Annotated in this window: 17 protein-coding genes and 1 pseudogene; 12 read left to right on the forward strand and 6 right to left on the reverse strand. The window is 60.3% G+C overall.

The window, feature by feature from the left end; genetic code table 11:
• The first annotated feature begins 183 nt into the window (after window positions 1-183).
• The 4 genes from B9A31_RS15390 (at window position 184) to B9A31_RS15405 (ending at window position 3,570) form a co-directional block, all read left to right on the forward strand.
• Entirely contained in the window at window positions 184-786 is a 603-nt protein-coding gene (locus tag B9A31_RS15390) for a cysteine dioxygenase family protein (RefSeq protein WP_016714270.1), read from the forward strand.
• Window positions 783-2,366: a rhodanese-related sulfurtransferase gene (locus B9A31_RS15395; protein WP_027609021.1), complete on the forward strand. Its 1,584-nt coding sequence runs from the start codon at window positions 783-785 to the stop codon at window positions 2,364-2,366. The genes B9A31_RS15390 and B9A31_RS15395 overlap by 4 nt, the downstream gene beginning before the upstream one ends.
• Window positions 2,367-2,605: 239 nt before the next feature.
• Window positions 2,606-3,214, forward strand: coding sequence for a GNAT family N-acetyltransferase (locus B9A31_RS15400; RefSeq protein ID WP_084297116.1), 609 nt, complete (start codon window positions 2,606-2,608; stop codon window positions 3,212-3,214).
• Window positions 3,211-3,570 carry a cupin domain-containing protein gene (locus tag B9A31_RS15405; RefSeq protein ID WP_016714273.1) on the forward strand — a complete coding sequence of 120 codons (360 nt, stop codon included), beginning with the start codon at window positions 3,211-3,213 and terminating at the stop codon, window positions 3,568-3,570. The genes B9A31_RS15400 and B9A31_RS15405 overlap by 4 nt, the downstream gene beginning before the upstream one ends.
• Before the next feature lie 196 nt (window positions 3,571-3,766).
• On the opposite strand, the gene B9A31_RS15410 is transcribed toward B9A31_RS15405, so the two are convergent.
• The 4 genes from B9A31_RS15410 to B9A31_RS27315 form a co-directional block, all read right to left on the reverse strand.
• A complete protein-coding gene (locus tag B9A31_RS15410; RefSeq protein WP_016714274.1) occupies window positions 3,767-4,147 on the reverse strand; it encodes a MerR family transcriptional regulator in 381 nt (126 codons plus the stop codon).
• A 72-nt stretch (window positions 4,148-4,219) separates the two neighbouring features.
• Window positions 4,220-4,795 (reverse strand): NAD(P)H-dependent oxidoreductase, encoded by a 576-nt coding sequence (locus B9A31_RS15415; protein ID WP_019099506.1) that lies wholly within the window; start codon window positions 4,793-4,795, stop codon window positions 4,220-4,222.
• A gap of 380 nt (window positions 4,796-5,175) precedes the next feature.
• Entirely contained in the window at window positions 5,176-5,676 is a 501-nt protein-coding gene (locus B9A31_RS15420; RefSeq protein ID WP_019099507.1) for a peroxiredoxin, read from the reverse strand.
• Window positions 5,677-5,769: 93 nt separating this feature from the next.
• The gene (locus B9A31_RS27315) at window positions 5,770-5,910 is read right to left on the reverse strand and encodes a hypothetical protein (RefSeq protein WP_016714277.1); all 141 of its coding nucleotides are present in this window, start codon (window positions 5,908-5,910) and stop codon (window positions 5,770-5,772) included.
• Between the two features lie 492 nt (window positions 5,911-6,402).
• Here B9A31_RS27315 and B9A31_RS15425 point away from each other — a divergent pair, with 492 nt between their 5' ends.
• The 8 genes from B9A31_RS15425 to B9A31_RS15460 all read left to right on the forward strand — a co-directional run bounded on the left by B9A31_RS15425 (window position 6,403) and on the right by B9A31_RS15460 (window position 15,255).
• A complete protein-coding gene (locus B9A31_RS15425) occupies window positions 6,403-7,386 on the forward strand; it encodes a DUF1852 domain-containing protein (protein WP_084297117.1) in 984 nt (327 codons plus the stop codon).
• A gap of 27 nt (window positions 7,387-7,413) precedes the next feature.
• Entirely contained in the window at window positions 7,414-8,448 is a 1,035-nt protein-coding gene (locus B9A31_RS15430) for a methionine synthase (RefSeq protein WP_025753160.1), read from the forward strand.
• A gap of 48 nt (window positions 8,449-8,496) precedes the next feature.
• A complete protein-coding gene (locus tag B9A31_RS15435) occupies window positions 8,497-9,426 on the forward strand; it encodes a LysR family transcriptional regulator (RefSeq protein ID WP_025753162.1) in 930 nt (309 codons plus the stop codon).
• A gap of 372 nt (window positions 9,427-9,798) precedes the next feature.
• A complete protein-coding gene (locus tag B9A31_RS15440) occupies window positions 9,799-11,208 on the forward strand; it encodes a circularly permuted type 2 ATP-grasp protein (RefSeq protein ID WP_027615162.1) in 1,410 nt (469 codons plus the stop codon).
• Between the two features lie 3 nt (window positions 11,209-11,211).
• Complete coding sequence (locus B9A31_RS15445) at window positions 11,212-12,162, forward strand: alpha-E domain-containing protein (protein WP_025753165.1); 951 nt, start codon at window positions 11,212-11,214, stop codon at window positions 12,160-12,162.
• Entirely contained in the window at window positions 12,159-12,938 is a 780-nt protein-coding gene (locus tag B9A31_RS15450; RefSeq protein WP_025753166.1) for a transglutaminase family protein, read from the forward strand. Before B9A31_RS15445 ends, B9A31_RS15450 begins: the two co-directional genes overlap by 4 nt.
• A 73-nt stretch (window positions 12,939-13,011) precedes the next feature.
• The gene (locus B9A31_RS15455; RefSeq protein WP_020371278.1) at window positions 13,012-13,734 is read left to right on the forward strand and encodes a proteasome-type protease; all 723 of its coding nucleotides are present in this window, start codon (window positions 13,012-13,014) and stop codon (window positions 13,732-13,734) included.
• A 183-nt stretch (window positions 13,735-13,917) separates the two neighbouring features.
• The gene (locus B9A31_RS15460; RefSeq protein ID WP_084297118.1) at window positions 13,918-15,255 is read left to right on the forward strand and encodes a D-serine ammonia-lyase; all 1,338 of its coding nucleotides are present in this window, start codon (window positions 13,918-13,920) and stop codon (window positions 15,253-15,255) included.
• Window positions 15,256-15,303: 48 nt separating this feature from the next.
• Here the strand turns inward: B9A31_RS15460 and B9A31_RS15465 are convergent.
• Both B9A31_RS15465 and B9A31_RS15470 read right to left on the reverse strand, forming a co-directional pair.
• A pseudogene (locus tag B9A31_RS15465) lies at window positions 15,304-15,633 on the reverse strand (PLP-dependent aminotransferase family protein); the annotation flags it as partial.
• A gap of 76 nt (window positions 15,634-15,709) precedes the next feature.
• Window positions 15,710-16,324, reverse strand: coding sequence for a hypothetical protein (locus tag B9A31_RS15470; RefSeq protein ID WP_025753171.1), 615 nt, complete (start codon window positions 16,322-16,324; stop codon window positions 15,710-15,712).
• Window positions 16,325-16,730 lie beyond the last annotated feature (406 nt).

A 16,730-nucleotide genomic window follows, 5' to 3' on the forward strand; every position in this document is an offset into this window, starting at 1 on the left:
AATCAAGCCGCTGTGAAATGCGCTTTGGGCATAACCTCATGCCTTCGGCGTAATGCGATTTGAAAGCAGAAACGCTCTGCTGTAAATGCATTGTTTGCATATTAGCTTATGATTATTTTGCATTTTGAGAATAGAAACAGGCTTTGCTAGGGTGATATGAAACCTGAACATCGAGCCTGAACCATGAGCCATAACCCGGAGCGCCTGCGCCACTTCATCGACAGCCTGGCCGAGTTGCTCGAACAGCAGCCCGACGAAGCCACCCTTCTCGATCGCGGCCGGGGCCTTCTGGCCAGCCTGGTGGCGCAGGACGACTGGCTACCAGACGACCTCGCCCAGCCCGACCCGCAGCGCTACCAGCAGTACCTGTTGCACTGCGACTCGCGCCAACGCTTTTCGGTGGTGAGCTTCGTCTGGGGGCCAGGGCAGCGCACACCCATCCACGATCACCGGGTGTGGGGGCTGATCGGGATGCTGCGCGGCGCCGAATACTCCCAAAACTTCACCCGCGACGCCCAGGGCGCACTGCAGCCCAGCGGCGCACCGGTGCGCCTGGCGCCAGGTCAGGTGGAGGCCGTGTCGCCGCGCATTGGTGACATTCACCAGGTCAGCAATGCCTTCAGTGATCAGGTGTCGATCAGCATCCACGTCTACGGCGGCAACATCGGCGCGGTCAAGCGCGCGGTCTACGCCGAGGACGGCAGCGAAAAAGCGTTCATTTCCGGCTATTCCAATACCCGCCTGCCCAACATCTGGGACCTGTCCAAAGAGAACCCTGCCCCATGAGCACAGTCACCACCCGCCGTTACCAAGACATCCGCCGCGCCCTGCTGGCCCGCGAGGAACTGGCCCTGATCGATGTGCGCGAAGAGGACCCGTTCGCCCAGGAGCACCCGCTGTTCGCCGCCAACTTGGCGCTGTCGAAACTGGAGCTGGAAATCTTCGCCCGTGTGCCGCGACGTGACACCGCCATCACCGTCTACGACGATGGCGAAGGCCTGGCCGGCGTGGCGGCGCAACGCCTGCTCGCGCTAGGCTACAGCGACGTGGCCGTGCTCGACGGCGGCCTGGCCGGCTGGCGCGCGGCAGGCGGTGAGCTGTTCCGTGACGTCAACGTCCCCAGCAAAGCCTTCGGCGAGTTGGTCGAGAGCGTGCGCCACACCCCCTCGCTGGCCGCCGAGCAGGTGCAGGCGCTGCTCGATGACAAGGCAGACGTGGTGGTGCTCGACGCCCGGCGCTTCGACGAATACCAGACCATGAGCATCCCCGGTGGCATCAGCGTGCCCGGCGCCGAATTGGTGCTGCGGGTGGCCGAGCTGGCGCCGAACCCGGCCACCCAGGTGATCGTCAACTGCGCCGGCCGCACCCGCAGCATCATCGGCACCCAGTCGCTGGTCAACGCCGGCATCCCCAACCCGGTGGCCGCCCTGCGCAACGGCACCATCGGCTGGACCTTGGCCGGGCAGCAGTTGGCTCACGGCCAGGACAAGACCTTCGCCCAGGTGAGCGCCGGCACCCGTGCCAACGCCGCCCGCCAGGCTCGTGCTGTGGCCGACCGCGCCGGCGTGCTGCGCCTGGAGCGCGCCGGGCTTGATGCCTGGCAGGCCGACGCCAGCCGTACCACTTACCTGTTCGATGTGCGCACGCCCGAAGAATACGTTGCAGGCCATCTGCCCGGCAGCCGCAGCGTGCCCGGCGGGCAGCTGGTGCAGGAAACCGACCACGTCGCCAGCGTGCGCGGCGCGCGCATCGTGCTGGTGGACGACGATGGCGTGCGCGCCAACATGAGCGCGTCGTGGCTGGCGCAGATGGGCTGGCAGGTGGCGGTGCTGGACGGGCTGTCGGCGGCTGATTTCAGCGCCGTCGGCGATTGGCAGGCGCCGCTGCCGGAGCTACCCAAGGCCAATGAGATCGGTGTCGAACAGTTGCAAGGCTGGCTGCAGGAAGACGGCACCGTGGTGCTGGATTTCACCACCAGCGCCAACTACGTCAAGCGTCATATCCCCGGTGCGCACTGGGCGATTCGCGCGCAACTGGCCGAAACCCTGGAACGGGTGCCACAGGCCAGTCGCTACGTACTGACGTGCGGCAGCAGCCTGCTGGCACGCTTCGCCGCGCGTGACCTGCAGGCCCTCACCCGCACTCCCGTTTACCTGCTCGAAGGCGGCACCACGCGCTGGATCGCTGCCGGGAAACCGCTGGAAACCGGCGAAACGCAGCTTGCCGTACCACGCAGCGACCGCTACCGGCGCCCCTACGAGGGTACGGACAATCCTCGCGAGGCGATGCAGGGGTATCTGGACTGGGAGTTTGGTCTGATCGCGCAACTCGAGCGCGATGGCACCCATGGGTTCAAGGTGCTCTGAACCTGAACGCAGGGGTTCACGGCAAACCGGTGCCGCCCTGCACACCTTTACGCAGGGCGGCTACGCCGTCACCAACCTCGTGGCGCGCTACGACTTCATCGCTACTGACCGGTAGTTTCCGGTCGGTAGTCGCACGCGGTGCGGACGGTGTTCGCCCAGAGCATGATGGGAACCGCTCAACCCGCCTACCCTGCCTCCCTGTCTAAGGCGTAATCCTTGAAAACTAACCACCCGATCCCATGGGAGCACCGTACGTGCCTATCGACTTCAGACCCGCTCAAGCCTCGGACGCGCACGATATTGCGCGCTTCTTTCAACTGACATCGGAAGGCATGGCCGATTACATCTGGAGCAAGCTTGCCGCACCTGGAGAAGCATTGCTGAGTGTCGGTGCGTCTCGCTATGCCAGGGAACAGGGCGACTTTTCCTACAAAAACTGCCTGATGGCCACTTACGAAGGGCACGTCATCGGCATGATGCACAGCTATGCCTTGCGCGAGACCTCTGACAGGCCGGTCGAGACAGACCCGGTCCTCGCGCCGTATTCCGACATGGAAATACCCGACACCTTGTACATATCCAGCCTGGCCCTGGATGAGGCCTGGCGCAGCCAGGGGCTGGGCGTCCAGTTTCTTCGCCACGCCCAGCAGCGCGCTGAGGACGCTGGCCTGGATGGGCTATGCCTGATCGATTATGCAGAAAACCACGGTGCACGCCGTTTCTATGAACGTCACGGTTTTCAAATTGTTAAAACCTGCCAGATCGTTCCGCACCCGATGCTGGGCGTAACCGGTGAAGCCTATTTGATGTATCGCCCCAACCACAACGTGCTCGAGAAAAAACCATGAACAAGAAACTGACCGTGTTCCGCGAACTGGACATTCAACCGGTGCGCGACCTTCCCTTTTTTGAAGAGGTCGTGGAGGGCACCCCTCATACGCTGACGTCCAAGTACTATCACGATGAACAGCAAGGTCGTATTTCCGGAGAGTGGGAAGCCAGTACCGGAGCGTGGCGCATCGACTACAAAGTTTGGGAGTTCTGCCATGTCCTGAGTGGACGCTGTGTCATCGAGCTCGAGGGTTGCGCCCCCACCACATTGGCCGCTGGCGACACGTTCATTATCGAACCGGGCGCCAAGGGCAAATGGACCGTGCTGGAAGACATGAAAAAGAACTTCGTGATCCTCTTGCCCGCGAACTGAGCACAGGGTCACGTTTCATCGAGCGCAGCGTAAGGACAGTTTGCATGCTTGCCTGCTGGCGGCGCTCGAATGTTGTTCGGCAGGCCACAACAGCCCTCTAACTCTCAGTGTCCGCTTGGGTTGGGAGCGGTCACTTGCGAGCCGCACCTTTCACGCGGATGCCGCCAGTCCAGGAAATAGGGTTGCCTGGCACGGGTTACGCCCGTACTTGCGGGTCAAGCCCGCACTGATACCTGGTACCTTCAAGGCGTGCTTCAAACGCCTGGAGCCCTGCGTATATCTGTTGTAGCCCAGTGATTTGCCCCAGCACTTCGCGTTTCTTGTCGGCAATGGCCTTGCCCGCCAACTCCCACGGCAAATCAGCACCCTGATGCCTCGGCAGAATCGCCTGCAGTTCCTTCAGTTTGAAACCCAACTGCTGCGCGCATTTGATGAACGTCAGCAGCTCGACACTCTGCTGGTTGTAAACGCGGTACTGCCCCTGGCGCTCGGGCGGCGGCAACAGGCCAATCGCTTCATAGTGGCGGATGGTCTTGACCGTGGTGCCCGACAGTTGGGCGGCTTTGCCGATGTACATGAACGTCCTTTTCATAAGTGGGCGGCGCATCATTGCACGGCGCCAGCGGTTCGGGAACCTCATAGGCGCAGGTCAGCCGGCGATGCTTCGTGCCTGTTGGAGCCAGGTTTCGCGCCGCCGCGCGCTGGAGCCGAGCAGCGGACCGAACATCAGGGTACGCAGCGGTCTGATACCGCAAAACTGTAACGTGGTCTTGCGCACTTGGTGAAGGCCAGGCATGCGATACACCCAACGGTAGTACCACGGCGGTGTATCCATCGTCACCAGCAAATGCGCCGTACGGCCCTTGAGCAGTTGCTCGGGGAAAGCCTTGCCTGCCCTATACCGGAACGCGAAACCGGGCAAGAACACGCGGTCGAAAAAGCCTTTCATCAATGCAGGGATACCGCCCCACCAAATGGGGTAGATAAAGGCTAAGTGCTCGGCCCAGGTGATGTCGGCCTGAGCCCTGAGCAGGTCGGGCTCCAATGGCTGCGCTTGCCGGTAGCCGCTGCGCAGCACCGGGTCGAAGCTCAAGGTATCAAGCCGTAACACCCTTACATCATGGCCGGCAGTTCTGGCCGCCTCGACATAACTCTCGGTCAGCGCTGCACAGAAACTCTCGCCTGACGGGTGCCCCAGCACCACGAGTACTCGTTTGCTCATCATCACTTCATCCTGAACAGAAAGCGTGCAGGGTAAAGTCTGCCCCTAACGGGAGAGTCAACTGCTCAGGCTTTATCCCTGCCATGCGTATCCAGTCAATCGCTTGTGCATGGGTGTGCAGGCCAGCTCAAGCCCTGAAGGCAAGGTGTAGATTCCTTCAGCCTCCCGCTGATAACCACATCGACGGTAGAACGTAGTGGCATTGGGGACATGCTCACGCTCCTTGTCACGGGTGATCATGACCGGAGCCTGAAAAAGCCCCGCCCCATTAGTGGCGGGGCTTAGGGTTACGTCAGGATTTACGCGCGCAACGTCCTATGGCCCGCCCAAGGCGGTCATCATCGGATGCTTCATCAAGGGTGTCAGATTTGGGGCGGGTAAACCTAGCGCAGCGCAGCCAAAACGCTCCCCGCGTCGCTGACCTCGAACTTGCCAGGCGCTTCCACCGCTACGTGCTGGACGATCAGGTCGTCGACCACCATGGCATAACGCAGCGAACGGCGCCCAAGCCCGCGGGCCGAAAGGTCCTGGATCAAGCCCAGTGCGTCGCTGAACTCGCCATTGCCATCGCCGATCATCTTCACCGCATCGCCCACCTGCAGGCTGTTACCCCAGGCATTCATGACAAAGGCATCGTTTACCGAAACACAGAAAATTTCGTCAATGCCAGCCGCGAACAACGCTTGCGCCTGCGCTACGTAACCCGGAACGTGGCGTTCGGAGCACGTGGGCGTGAACGCGCCAGGCAAGCCGAAAATAACCACTTTTTTCTGCTTGCAGCGGTCGCGAACAGAAAAGGCATTCGGGCCGATCGCGCAGACGCCAGCATCGTTGTTGTATTCGTAAAGGGTAACGTCGGGCAGTTGATCGCCAGTCTTGATCATCGTTGTCTCCGGCATCAGGTGATGATTGAGCAAACCATGATGCCGCAGTCTGGTCGAAATGTCCGGGGTTGCCGTACCGGATTGATTACCCTGTCAGCGGGCCAGTATCGCCTGATGATGGTCGATCGAAGGCACAGCGTCCTGAACGCGCCGAGCCGTCAGCCATTCGCGCATTCGCGCAGTATCGAAAATCTGCCCCTCCTCCATCATGGTCAGGATGAGCGTTTGGGACATTCGGTAACATCCACATCGGGAACAACACCGCGCTTCCCATCCGTGGGCGCATTCGACAGTTTCAGCCTGCCCTGCGCAGATCAGACAACTCATGTAAGCCCCCTTTTATTGTTCTTCCATGAAGGGTGGTTGCAAAGGCAAAAGAATAGTATGGCTTTGGATTGACATGAGATTTTCGTGCCAAGTCCAGAAATACCTTCAGCGCGCTTGAGAACCAGGCATGGCCCGAGGAGCGTTCATCAACTGAACAGGCTGTCATCCAAGGGCTCGCTCGGCGCGTCCATCAGGCACACGCCTGCTACTGGCCATGACACCCATCATGAGCAACGCTAAAAAACCTGTGAATTATCTTCAATACCTTTCATGTAGACGCCCTGCTTAAACTACGTCCTGATCATGCATCAGCATAAAGTTTGTTGAGCGAAGGCCCCAGAAGGTGCAACTGGACAGCACTGGAAGTGCTCGACCTCAAACATCAGGACACCGCGCACCATGAATACAGCACCTACATTCAGCCTCAATCGCATTGCCTTCGACGAACATTATCACCCTGCCGATAACACCCGCCTTACCACCAATTTCGCCAATTTGGCGCGGGGGGCGAACCGCCAGGAAAACCTGCGCAACACCTTGACGATGATAAACAACCGCTTCAACGCCCTGGCGCATTGGGATAATCCCGACAATGACCGCTACCACGTCGAGCTGGAAATCATCTCGGTGGAAATGAACATGGAAGCCGAACAGCACGGCACTACCCTGCCGTTGATAGAAATACTGAAAACCCATATTGTCGACCGCACGACCAATACCCGCATCGAGGGCATGGTAGGCAATAACCTTTCCTCGTACGTTCGCGACTACGACTTCAGTGTCCTGTTGCTGGAGCACAACAAGCATCGGGCAACCTTCAGCACGCCCGAGCACTTTGGCACGCTGCACGGCAACCTGTTCAAGTGTTTCGTAAATTCGCCAACCTACCAGCAGCACTTCAAAAAACCGCCGGTTATCTGCCTGAGTGTGTCGAGCAGCAAAACCTACTACCGCACCGAAAACCAGCACCCTGTACTGGGCGCTGAATACCAGCAGGATGAATACTCGCTGACGGACGAATACTTCAAAAAAATGGGTTTGAAGGTTCGCTATTTCATGCCACCGGACAGTGTTGCCCCGTTGGCATTCTATTTTGCCGGTGACTTGCTCGCGGATTACACCAACCTTGAGCTGATCAGCACCATCAGCACCATGGATACCTTCCAGAAGATCTACCGCCCCGAAATCTACAATGCCAACTCTGCAGCCGGCAAGGCCTACCAGCCCAGCCTGAAGCACCAGGACTACTCGCTCACGCGTATTGTCTACGATCGGGATGAACGCAGCCGGCTGGCGATCGAACAGGGGAAATTTGCCGAGGCGAACTTTGTCAAACCCTACCAGGCCACGCTTGAGCAATGGTCCGCTCAATACACCCGTTGAATCATTCAAAGTACAAGGTCATCGCTCATGAACACGCTACTCCCCACGTCCACTGCCGGCAGCCTGCCTAAACCGTCCTGGCTTGCCCAACCTGAAACACTCTGGTCACCGTGGAAGTTACAAGACGCGCAGCTTATCGAAGGCAAACAGGATGCCCTGCGCCTGGCCTTGCAAGAACAACAACACGCCGGTATCGACATTGTCAGTGATGGCGAACAAACACGTCAGCACTTCGTCACCACCTTTATCGAGCACCTGAGTGGTGTTGATTTCGAACAGCGGGAAACCGTTAGAATCCGCGATCGCTACGACGCGAGCGTGCCAACCGTGGTGGGTGCTGTCGCTCGACAGAAACCCGTATTTGTCGAAGATGCCAAGTTCTTGCGCCAACACACTACGCAGCCGATAAAGTGGGCGCTGCCTGGCCCCATGACCATGATCGATACCTTGTACGACACCCACTATAAAAGCCGCGAGAAACTGGCCTGGGAATTCGCCAGGATTCTCAATCAGGAAGCCCGGGAACTGGAAGCGGCCGGTGTTGACATCATTCAGTTCGACGAACCGGCATTCAATGTCTTCTTCGACGAAGTGAATGACTGGGGCGTGGCCACCCTGGAAAGGGCCATTGAAGGCCTCAAGTGCGAAACAGCCGTCCATATCTGCTATGGCTATGGCATCAAAGCCAATACTGACTGGAAAAAGACACTGGGTTCGGAATGGCGGCACTATGAGCAAGCCTTCCCCAAACTGCAACAGTCCGGCATCGATATCATCTCGCTGGAATGCCATAACTCGCATGTTCCAATGGACCTGATCGAGCTGATTCGCGGCAAGAAAGTCATGGTCGGCGCCATTGATGTGGCCAGCCATGCCATTGAAACACCGGAGCAGGTTGCCGACACCCTGCGCAAGGCATTGCAGTTCGTCGATGCCGACAAACTCTACCCGTGTACCAATTGCGGTATGGCACCGCTGCCTCGTCAGGTAGCCAGCGGCAAGCTCAAGGCGTTGAGTGCAGGCGCAGCAATCGTGCGCCAGGAACTCGTCAACGCACGCTGAAGCCTGTGCAGACAAAAGCCCCAAATTGAGCTGACCCGTATTTTACCCATGATCGATTTACGCCACCTGCGAACCCTCCACGCACTGCGTGAAACCGACAGCCTGCACGAGGCCGCCGAGCGCCTGCACCTGACCCAATCAGCCCTGTCGCACCAGTTCCGCGACATGGAAGAGCGTATCGGCATGCCGCTGTTCGTGCGCAAATCCAGGCCGGTGCGCTTCACCAGTGCGGGGCTGAAACTGTTGCAGCTGGCCGACCAGGTGTTGCCGCAAATCCGCAGTACCGAACGGGACCTTGGCAAGCTGGCCGGGGGCTCGGCCGGGCGGCTGCACATCGCCATCGAATGCCACAGCTGCTACCAGTGGCTGATGCCTTGCGTGGATGAATTTCGCAGCGCCTGGCCAGAGGTGGAACTGGACCTCGCCTCCGGTTTTTCCTTCGCACCACTGCCAGCCCTGGAGCGCGGCGACCTGGACCTGGTAGTCACTTCCGACCCGGTAACACTGCCGGGCATCAGCTATGTGCCGTTATTCGCTTATGAGGCACTGCTGGCCATCGACAACCACCACGCCCTGCGCGACAAGCCTTACCTGGAACCTTCCGATATCGCCCACCAGACGCTGATCACCTACCCGATCGAACGCACTCGTCTGGATATTTTCACCCGCTTTCTCGACCCGGCCGACGTCGAGCCGGCACAGGTACGCACCTCGGAACTGACCGTGATGATGATGCAGCTGGTGGCGTCCGGGCGCGGCGTCTGCAGCCTGCCCAACTGGGCAGTGCATGAGTACAGCTCGCGTGGCTATGTAACCGCCAAGCGCCTTGGCGAACATGGCTTGCAGGCCAGGCTCTACGCTGCACTGCGCAGTGACATGCTGGAAGTGCCATACGTGAGTGATTTTCTGCTCACCGCCAAGGACATCTCCTTCACCACGCTGGCAGGTGTCAGCGTGGCGTCAGGGCCCGTACGCTGACAACTGCGCGGCCTTGGCGGACCACGCCCCAGTTCGGGTCAAAATCGGTAACGGGGTTCAAAGCGCCCTTTTTTGATGCACGCCTGGCTGTCGGCCCGGCGTTGCTCACTCGCAGCTAAAGCAAACACCGGCCCGTACTGACACGAATTACCCGCCCACATCCCGTGTTTCGCGGCGCTTCCCCCTAAACATCCCCGCTGCACTGCGTTTTCGGCACCTTCATTGCAATGCTTGTTGTGGTCACCGCACAGGTGATCAATCGCAACCGAGGCTCACGCGAGACACGGCACCCACCGACCCCAGCAAGGCAGCACCCTGAAAAACGCAGATGAACCGCAATGAAGCTGCCGGCAACGGCGGCAAGGAGTGGGTATGTCCCGGGCTTTTTTCAATGAAATGTACGAAGCGAACGGCAGTTGCCGCCCGCATTACCAGGAGTTCGCCCGCTGGCTGGCGAACACACCGCTGGAGCTGCTGGAGCAGCGCCGACGTGAAGCGGACCTGTTGTTCCACCGTGCCGGCATCACCTTCACCCTGTACGGCGACAGCCAGGACACCGAACGCCTGATCCCCTTCGATATCATCCCGCGCAGCATCCGCGCCAGCGAGTGGCGCACGGTCGAGCGTGGCTGCATACAGCGTGTGCAGGCGCTTAACCTGTTCCTGCAGGACATCTACCACGACCAGCGCATCCTCAAGGCCGGTATCATCCCGCCCGAGCAGGTGCTGGCCAACGAGGGCTACCAGATCGCCATGCAGGGCCTGGACCTGCACCGAGGGCTGTATGCCCACATCGCCGGTGTCGACCTGGTGCGCGATGGCGATGGCAGCTACTTCGTGCTGGAAGACAACCTGCGCACCCCCAGCGGCGTCAGCTACATGCTCGAAGACCGCAAGATGATGATGCGCCTGTTCCCTGAGCTGTTTGCCGCCCAGCGTATCGCCCCCATCGACCACTACCCCAACCTGCTGCTGGACACACTCAAGAGCGCCAGCCCGCTGGACAACCCCACGGCCGTGCTGCTCACCCCCGGCCGCTTCAACAGCGCCTATTTCGAGCATGCGTTCCTGGCCCGGGAAATGGGCATCGAGCTTGTGGAAGGCGCAGACCTGTTCGTGCGTGACGAGCATGTCTACATGCGCACCACCGCCGGCCCGCAGCAGGTCGATGTGATCTACCGCCGCCTGGACGACGACTACCTCGATTCGCTGTCGTTCAACCCGGACTCGATGCTCGGTGTGCCGGGGCTGATCTCGGTGTACCGCGCCGGCAATGTGGTACTGGCCAACGCCGTCGGCACCGGCGTGGCCGACGACAAGTCGATCTACCCCTATGTCGACGACATGATCCGCTACTACCTGGGCGAAGAGCCGATCCTGAACAACGTGCCCACCTGGCAGTGCCGCAAGCCTGCTGATCTGTCCCACGTCCTGGCCCACCTGCCCGAACTGGTGGTCAAGGAAACCCAGGGCTCCGGCGGCTATGGCATGCTGGTTGGGCCGGCATCGACCCGTGCCCAGATCGAAGACTTCCGCGCGCGCATCAAAGCCCGCCCGCACGCCTATATCGCCCAACCCACCTTGTGCCTGTCCACCTGCCCGACCTTTGTCGACAGCGGCATCGCGCCACGCCACATCGACCTGCGCCCGTTTGTGCTTTCGGGCAGTGAAACCCGCCTGGTGCCCGGCGGCCTGACCCGCGTGGCGCTGAAGGAAGGCTCGCTGGTGGTCAACTCGTCGCAAGGCGGCGGTACCAAGGACACCTGGGTGGTGGAGGACTGAACCATGCTTTCGCGAACCGCTTCCGACCTGTACTGGATGTCGCGCTACCTGGAGCGTGCAGAAAACCTCGCGCGCATGCTTGAGGTCAGCTATTCGCTGTCGTTGATGCCCCAGGCCGGGCGCAGCGATGGCCATGCCGAGCTGGCGATGTCGCTGCTGGCATCCGGCACGCTGGACGACTACATCCGCCGGCACACCGAGCTCGACACCGAGCGCATGCTGCACTTCTTCGCCCTCGACGCGACCAACCCCAGCAGCATCTATTGCTGCCTGCAGGCCGCCCGCACCAATGCCCATGCGGTGCGTGGCCGCATCACCGCCGACATGTGGGAAAACATCAACGCCACCTGGATCGAGATGCGCAATATCGCCAGCAATGGCCTTGGCCGCTATGGCATCAGCCAGTTCTGCGACTGGGTCAAGGAGCGCTCGCACCTGTTCCGTGGCGCCACCTCCGGCACCATCATGCGTAACGATGCCTACAGCTTCATTCGCCTGGGCACCTTCCTGGAGCGGGCGGACAACACCCTGCGCCTGCTCGATGCGCGCTATGAAATGTTCGGCGAAACCTCCGAAGAGGTGAGCGACGATTCCGCCCGTGGTTATTACCAGTGGAGCGCCTTGCTGCGTGCGCTGACCTCGTATGAAGCCTTCAACGAGATCTATCGCGCCGCCCCCAGCGCGCGGCCGGTGTCCGAGCTGCTGCTGTTGCGGGTGGATGTTCCACGCTCGCTGCATGCCTGCATCGAGGAACTGGACCTGATCCTGGCCGGTCTGCCGGGCAGTAGCGGGCGCGCCGCCCAGCGCATGGCCGCCGAACTCAACGCGCGCCTGCGCTACACCGCCATCGATGAAATCCTCGATGCAGGGTTACACCCCTGGCTGAGCGACTTCATCGGCCGCGTCAACCAACTGGGCCAGGCGGTCCATCACTCCTACCTGGAGGTTGTATGAAACTGTCCATTCGCCACGACACCACCTACAGCTATGCCAGCGATGTCAGCAACAGCATCCAGTTCCTGCGCCTGACGCCGCGCAGCAGCGCACGCCAGCGTATCAATGAATGGCAACTGGGCCTGCCCTGCAAGGTCAAGAGCCAGATCGACCCGTACGGCAACATCCTGCATGTGCTGACCCTGGACAAACCCCACGGCCACCTGGCGCTGACTGCCAGCGGGCAGGTAGAGATCGACCCGGACTGCGAGCAGGAGGCCGAAAGCCAGTCTCCCCTGCCATTCCTGCGTGTCAGCCGCCTGACCCAGGCCGATGACACACTCAAGGCGTTCGCCACCCGGCAATGTGGCCAGCACCGCGACCGGGCGGCACTGACGGGGCTGATGCAAGGCTTGGCCGAGCACATGCCCTACAGCCCCGGGGCCACTTCGGTGGGTACCACCGCGATCGAAGCATTCAACGGCGGCGCCGGGGTGTGCCAGGACCACACCCACGCCTTCCTGGCCTGCGCCCGCAGCCTGGGGGTGCCGGCACGCTACGTTTCGGGCTACCTGTGCACCGAGGACGAGCAGCACCTGGCCAGCCACGCCTGGGCAGAAGCCTGGATCGACGACGCCTGGTACAGCTTCGACATCACCAACCGCCTGACGCGGCCAGACCGTCACCTGAAGCTGGCGGTTGGCCTGGACTACCTCGATGCCTGCCCGGTCCGGGGCGTGCGCCGCGGCGGCGGTATCGAATCGATGCAGGCCAGCGTTCACGTACACCGCCAGTGACACGTTTGCTGCAGGCCGGTCTTGCCGCGCAGGTGCGGCAAGACCACTCCATACCCAATACAAGGGAAACCGCATGACTTATTGTGTTGCCATGCACCTTGAGGACGGGCTTGTCTTCATCAGCGATTCACGCACCAACGCCGGCATTGACCAGATCTCCACCTTTGCCAAGTTGTTCGTGTTCAGCGTGCCGGGCGAGCGGCTGATCGTGCTGCAGACCGCCGGCAACCTGGCAACCTCGCAGTCGGTGGTGAACCTGCTGCAGCAACGCAGCCAGGGCAGCGGCCCTCACCTGCTGAACGTTGCCACGCTTTACGATGCAACGGTGCTGGTCGCCGACACCCTGCGCGAAGTGGTCAACCGTGACCGCAGCAAGCTTACGGGCGACATCGACCTGAGCAGTTCATTCATTGTCGGCGGCCAGATAGCCGGCGCCCCCATGGCCATCTACAACGTCTACGCGCAGGGCAATTTCTTCCAGGCCACGCCAGACACCCCGTTCCTGCAACTGGGCGAAAGCAAGTACGGGCGGCCTATTCTCGACCGCAACCTGCAATACCAGACGCCACTGGATGAAGCGTTGCGTTGCGGCCTGATTTCGTTCGATTCCACCATCCGCAGCAACCTGTCGGTGGGCATGCCGCTGGACTTGCTGGTGTATCGCAAAGGCAGCCTCGAAAGCATGACGCGCAAGCGCATCACCAACGAGGATGCCTATTATCAGCAGATTCGCAGGCAGTGGAGTGATGGGTTGAAGCGGTTGTTGGCGGAGCTGCCTGCACCGCCTTATGGCTGAATGAACACACGGCTCGAAACATCTGCTGCCTGTGCAGGCCTCTTCGCGGGCAAGCCCGCTCCCACAAGTACTGCGCATAACCTGAAGGCTGCGATGATCTTGTGCATGCTGTGAGGAGTCATCGTTTGAGTCTCATCGGCCACTGAGCTCTAATTGGGCGAATACTGCGCTACTGGTGAAACCATGATTCACGGAAAAACCCTGGAAGCCTGGCAAAAAAGCCACCCGATCATCGCCGACCTGGTTGCCCTGAAAGAAACCAGCTGGTTCAACCCTGGTATCGCCAAGGCTGCCGAAGCCCTGCACGACGTAGGTCTGACGGCTGACGACGTGCAAGCGACAAGCGCGCGATTGCAGCGTTTCGCACCCTACCTGGCCACTGTGTTCCCTGAAACGGCAGCTGCCGGCGGGGTGATCGAGTCGCACATCACCCCGCTGCCGCAGCTTCGCCAACGGCTTATCGAGGAAGGCTCACTGCAAAACGTGGGCAGCCTGTGGCTCAAGGCTGACAGCGACTTGCCTATCTCCGGATCCATCAAGGCCCGGGGCGGCATTCATGAAGTGCTCAAGCACGCCGAAGACCTGGCCTTGGCGGCCGGTTTGATCACCCCGTCGGATGACTACACCAGACTGGCCAACGATGAGGCCCGCACATTCTTCAGCCAGTACAAGATCGCCGTGGGCTCGACCGGCAACCTGGGCCTGTCGATTGGCATCATGAGTGCCAAGCTGGGCTTCCAGGTGAGCGTGCACATGTCGTCTGACGCTAGGCAATGGAAGAAGGACAAGCTGCGCGCCAACGGCGTAACGGTGGTAGAGCACGCCTGCGATTACAGCGTGGCAGTCGAGCAAGGTCGCCAGCAGGCAGCTTCAGACCCCAGCTGTTATTTTGTCGACGATGAAAACTCCCCGCAGCTGTTCCTCGGCTATGCCGTAGCAGCCGAACGGCTGGCACGGCAGTTCGACGAGGCCGGCATCCAGGTGAACGCTGATCATCCATTGTTCGTGTACCTGCCGTGCGGCGTAGGGGGCGGCCCCGGCGGTGTCGCATTCGGGCTGAAGCTGGTGTTCGGCGATGCGGTGCATTGCATCTTTGCCGAACCCACCCACTCCCCGTGCATGCTGCTGGGGGTGTACACCGGCTTGCACGATGAAACCCGTGTGCAGGACTTCGGCATCGACAATATCACCGCCGCCGACGGCCTGGCGGTCGGGCGCCCATCCGGGTTTGTCGGCAAAGCCATGCAACGGCTGATTGATGGTTACTACACCGTGACCGACGAAGAACTGTACCGCTTGATGGTCATCGCCCACGAGCAGGACAGGGTCAAGCTGGAGCCTTCTGCGCTTGCTGGCGTACCTGGCATGGCACGGGTGTTACGGGCAGACGAGTATCTGGCTCGCCAGGGCTTTACCCCAACTCATCTGCAAAATGCCACTCACCTTGTGTGGGGAACGGGCGGCAGCATGGTTCCAGAAACCGAGTTTGAGGCTTATCTGGCGAAAGGCCGCAACCTGTAGGCTACGCTTGTCACGGCCCTTGAATGGGTTGCCTGTACTGGCCTCTTCGCGGGTCCAGGGCGTCACGGTCTTCTGGTTGGTCTGGAAGATCGCCCCCGGCGCCCGCGTTACTCCCCTGCCCTGCACTTCGCGGGTCAGCACGGCAGTGTCGTCGATCCCCGGAAAGCGCGCCCACAGGTACAGGCTTTGCTCCGGCCGGCAGAACACCTCGGCACCTAGTTCGTCCAGCACCCGCAGCCCACCGGCGGTGGCTTCCCGCACCCGGTCCTGCAGGCGCATCAGGTGCCGCAGGAAGTGCCCTTCGCTGAGGATCACATCCGCCGTGCGTTCGCACAGTTCCGAACAACTGGTGTGCAACATCATCTGCAGGTCGGATAATCGTGAGTTATCCGCTGTCGATCTTGTAGTAAAGCGCCGCGAACCGGGTTTGCGGTTCGCGGCATTGCTCAGGCGATCAGCACGGTATACCCGCCAGTGGCCAGACAGGCGCTTGCGTCTCTTTGACCTGGCTGCGTTTTCGCGCCCACTGGGTCAGGCCGGCCATCAAGGCAAAGCCCAGCAGGATCATGACCGGGTAGGCCAACAGCAACTCGGTCAGCGAATATTTCCACGCCAGCGGCCGACCGACACCCAACATCGCCGCATACAACCAGGACACGCCCGACAGCGCGCCGGAAAACAACGCGAACATGCGCACGCCGATATTCAGGTCGAGCAAAGAACCTGCCTTGAGCAAGGCCGGCAATACATAGCGATGCAACAACATGCCATTGAACGTCAACAACAGGACAATAATAATCTTGGCATGAAGTTTAGGGTTGGCAAAATAGCTCATGCCCTTCTCAAGATAATCAATACCAATAACAGCAGCGCCTGTGAGCCACAAGAATATCAAGGCATTGGACACAGACGTTTGCAAACGCGCCATATGTTGACCGTCATGCCCGGCCTGTTTATGACCTTTGAGCAAGTCCCTGACCATCTCGGCATCACTGGCAAACACTAGCCCGATGGCGACACAGCAGGCCAGCAAGTGAACATAAATAACCGACAACCGCACCAGCTCCATGGATTCTTTCTGCCCGAACAGGCTAATAATTGTATTAATCTCCACGACGTCTTCTCCACGTAATGCATTAGCGCTAGAGGGCCTTGCAACAGACGTGCGAACGCGTTGATCGCAACGGCAAGGCCCGATTCATATCGTTAATTGAAACAGCGGATTGTTACTTCACACAGTGGCTCAGCCGTTGAACCTCGGCTGGGCATGGTGTTACTCCATTGTTCAGCGGTAAAAAAAATCCCCATGTGCATCCCTGCGATGCAAATGAGGTTGAACGTCCATTATTACCTGGGGAATGGGGCGAAGTGCAGTTCTGGAGGAATGCACCTGCTGACTAATAGGAGCCGCCAGCAGCAGAATCGTTCACTTCTCGAACACAACCACCGACCAGCGGTATTTAAGACCACATTGA

The sequence above is a fragment of the Pseudomonas sp. URIL14HWK12:I5 genome, assembly GCF_900176445.1.
Classification (GTDB): Bacteria; Pseudomonadota; Gammaproteobacteria; order Pseudomonadales; family Pseudomonadaceae; genus Aquipseudomonas; species Aquipseudomonas monteilii.

Coding starts and splice junctions, on each gene's coding strand:
- B9A31_RS15435 (WP_025753162.1), top strand. CDS start 8,497: ATGATCGATTTACGCCACCTGCGAACCCTCCACGCACTGCGTGAAACC.
- B9A31_RS15410 (WP_016714274.1), bottom strand. CDS start 4,147: ATGTACATCGGCAAAGCCGCCCAACTGTCGGGCACCACGGTCAAGACC.
- B9A31_RS15450 (WP_025753166.1), top strand. CDS start 12,159: ATGAAACTGTCCATTCGCCACGACACCACCTACAGCTATGCCAGCGAT.
- B9A31_RS15400 (WP_084297116.1), top strand. CDS start 2,606: ATGGGAGCACCGTACGTGCCTATCGACTTCAGACCCGCTCAAGCCTCG.
- B9A31_RS15425 (WP_084297117.1), top strand. CDS start 6,403: ATGAATACAGCACCTACATTCAGCCTCAATCGCATTGCCTTCGACGAA.
- B9A31_RS15440 (WP_027615162.1), top strand. CDS start 9,799: ATGTCCCGGGCTTTTTTCAATGAAATGTACGAAGCGAACGGCAGTTGC.
- B9A31_RS15455 (WP_020371278.1), top strand. CDS start 13,012: ATGACTTATTGTGTTGCCATGCACCTTGAGGACGGGCTTGTCTTCATC.
- B9A31_RS15460 (WP_084297118.1), top strand. CDS start 13,918: ATGATTCACGGAAAAACCCTGGAAGCCTGGCAAAAAAGCCACCCGATC.
- B9A31_RS15395 (WP_027609021.1), top strand. CDS start 783: ATGAGCACAGTCACCACCCGCCGTTACCAAGACATCCGCCGCGCCCTG.
- B9A31_RS15390 (WP_016714270.1), top strand. CDS start 184: ATGAGCCATAACCCGGAGCGCCTGCGCCACTTCATCGACAGCCTGGCC.
- B9A31_RS15430 (WP_025753160.1), top strand. CDS start 7,414: ATGAACACGCTACTCCCCACGTCCACTGCCGGCAGCCTGCCTAAACCG.
- B9A31_RS15405 (WP_016714273.1), top strand. CDS start 3,211: ATGAACAAGAAACTGACCGTGTTCCGCGAACTGGACATTCAACCGGTG.
- B9A31_RS15420 (WP_019099507.1), bottom strand. CDS start 5,676: ATGATCAAGACTGGCGATCAACTGCCCGACGTTACCCTTTACGAATAC.
- B9A31_RS15470 (WP_025753171.1), bottom strand. CDS start 16,324: ATGGAGCTGGTGCGGTTGTCGGTTATTTATGTTCACTTGCTGGCCTGC.
- B9A31_RS15445 (WP_025753165.1), top strand. CDS start 11,212: ATGCTTTCGCGAACCGCTTCCGACCTGTACTGGATGTCGCGCTACCTG.
- B9A31_RS15415 (WP_019099506.1), bottom strand. CDS start 4,795: ATGATGAGCAAACGAGTACTCGTGGTGCTGGGGCACCCGTCAGGCGAG.
- B9A31_RS27315 (WP_016714277.1), bottom strand. CDS start 5,910: ATGTCCCAAACGCTCATCCTGACCATGATGGAGGAGGGGCAGATTTTC.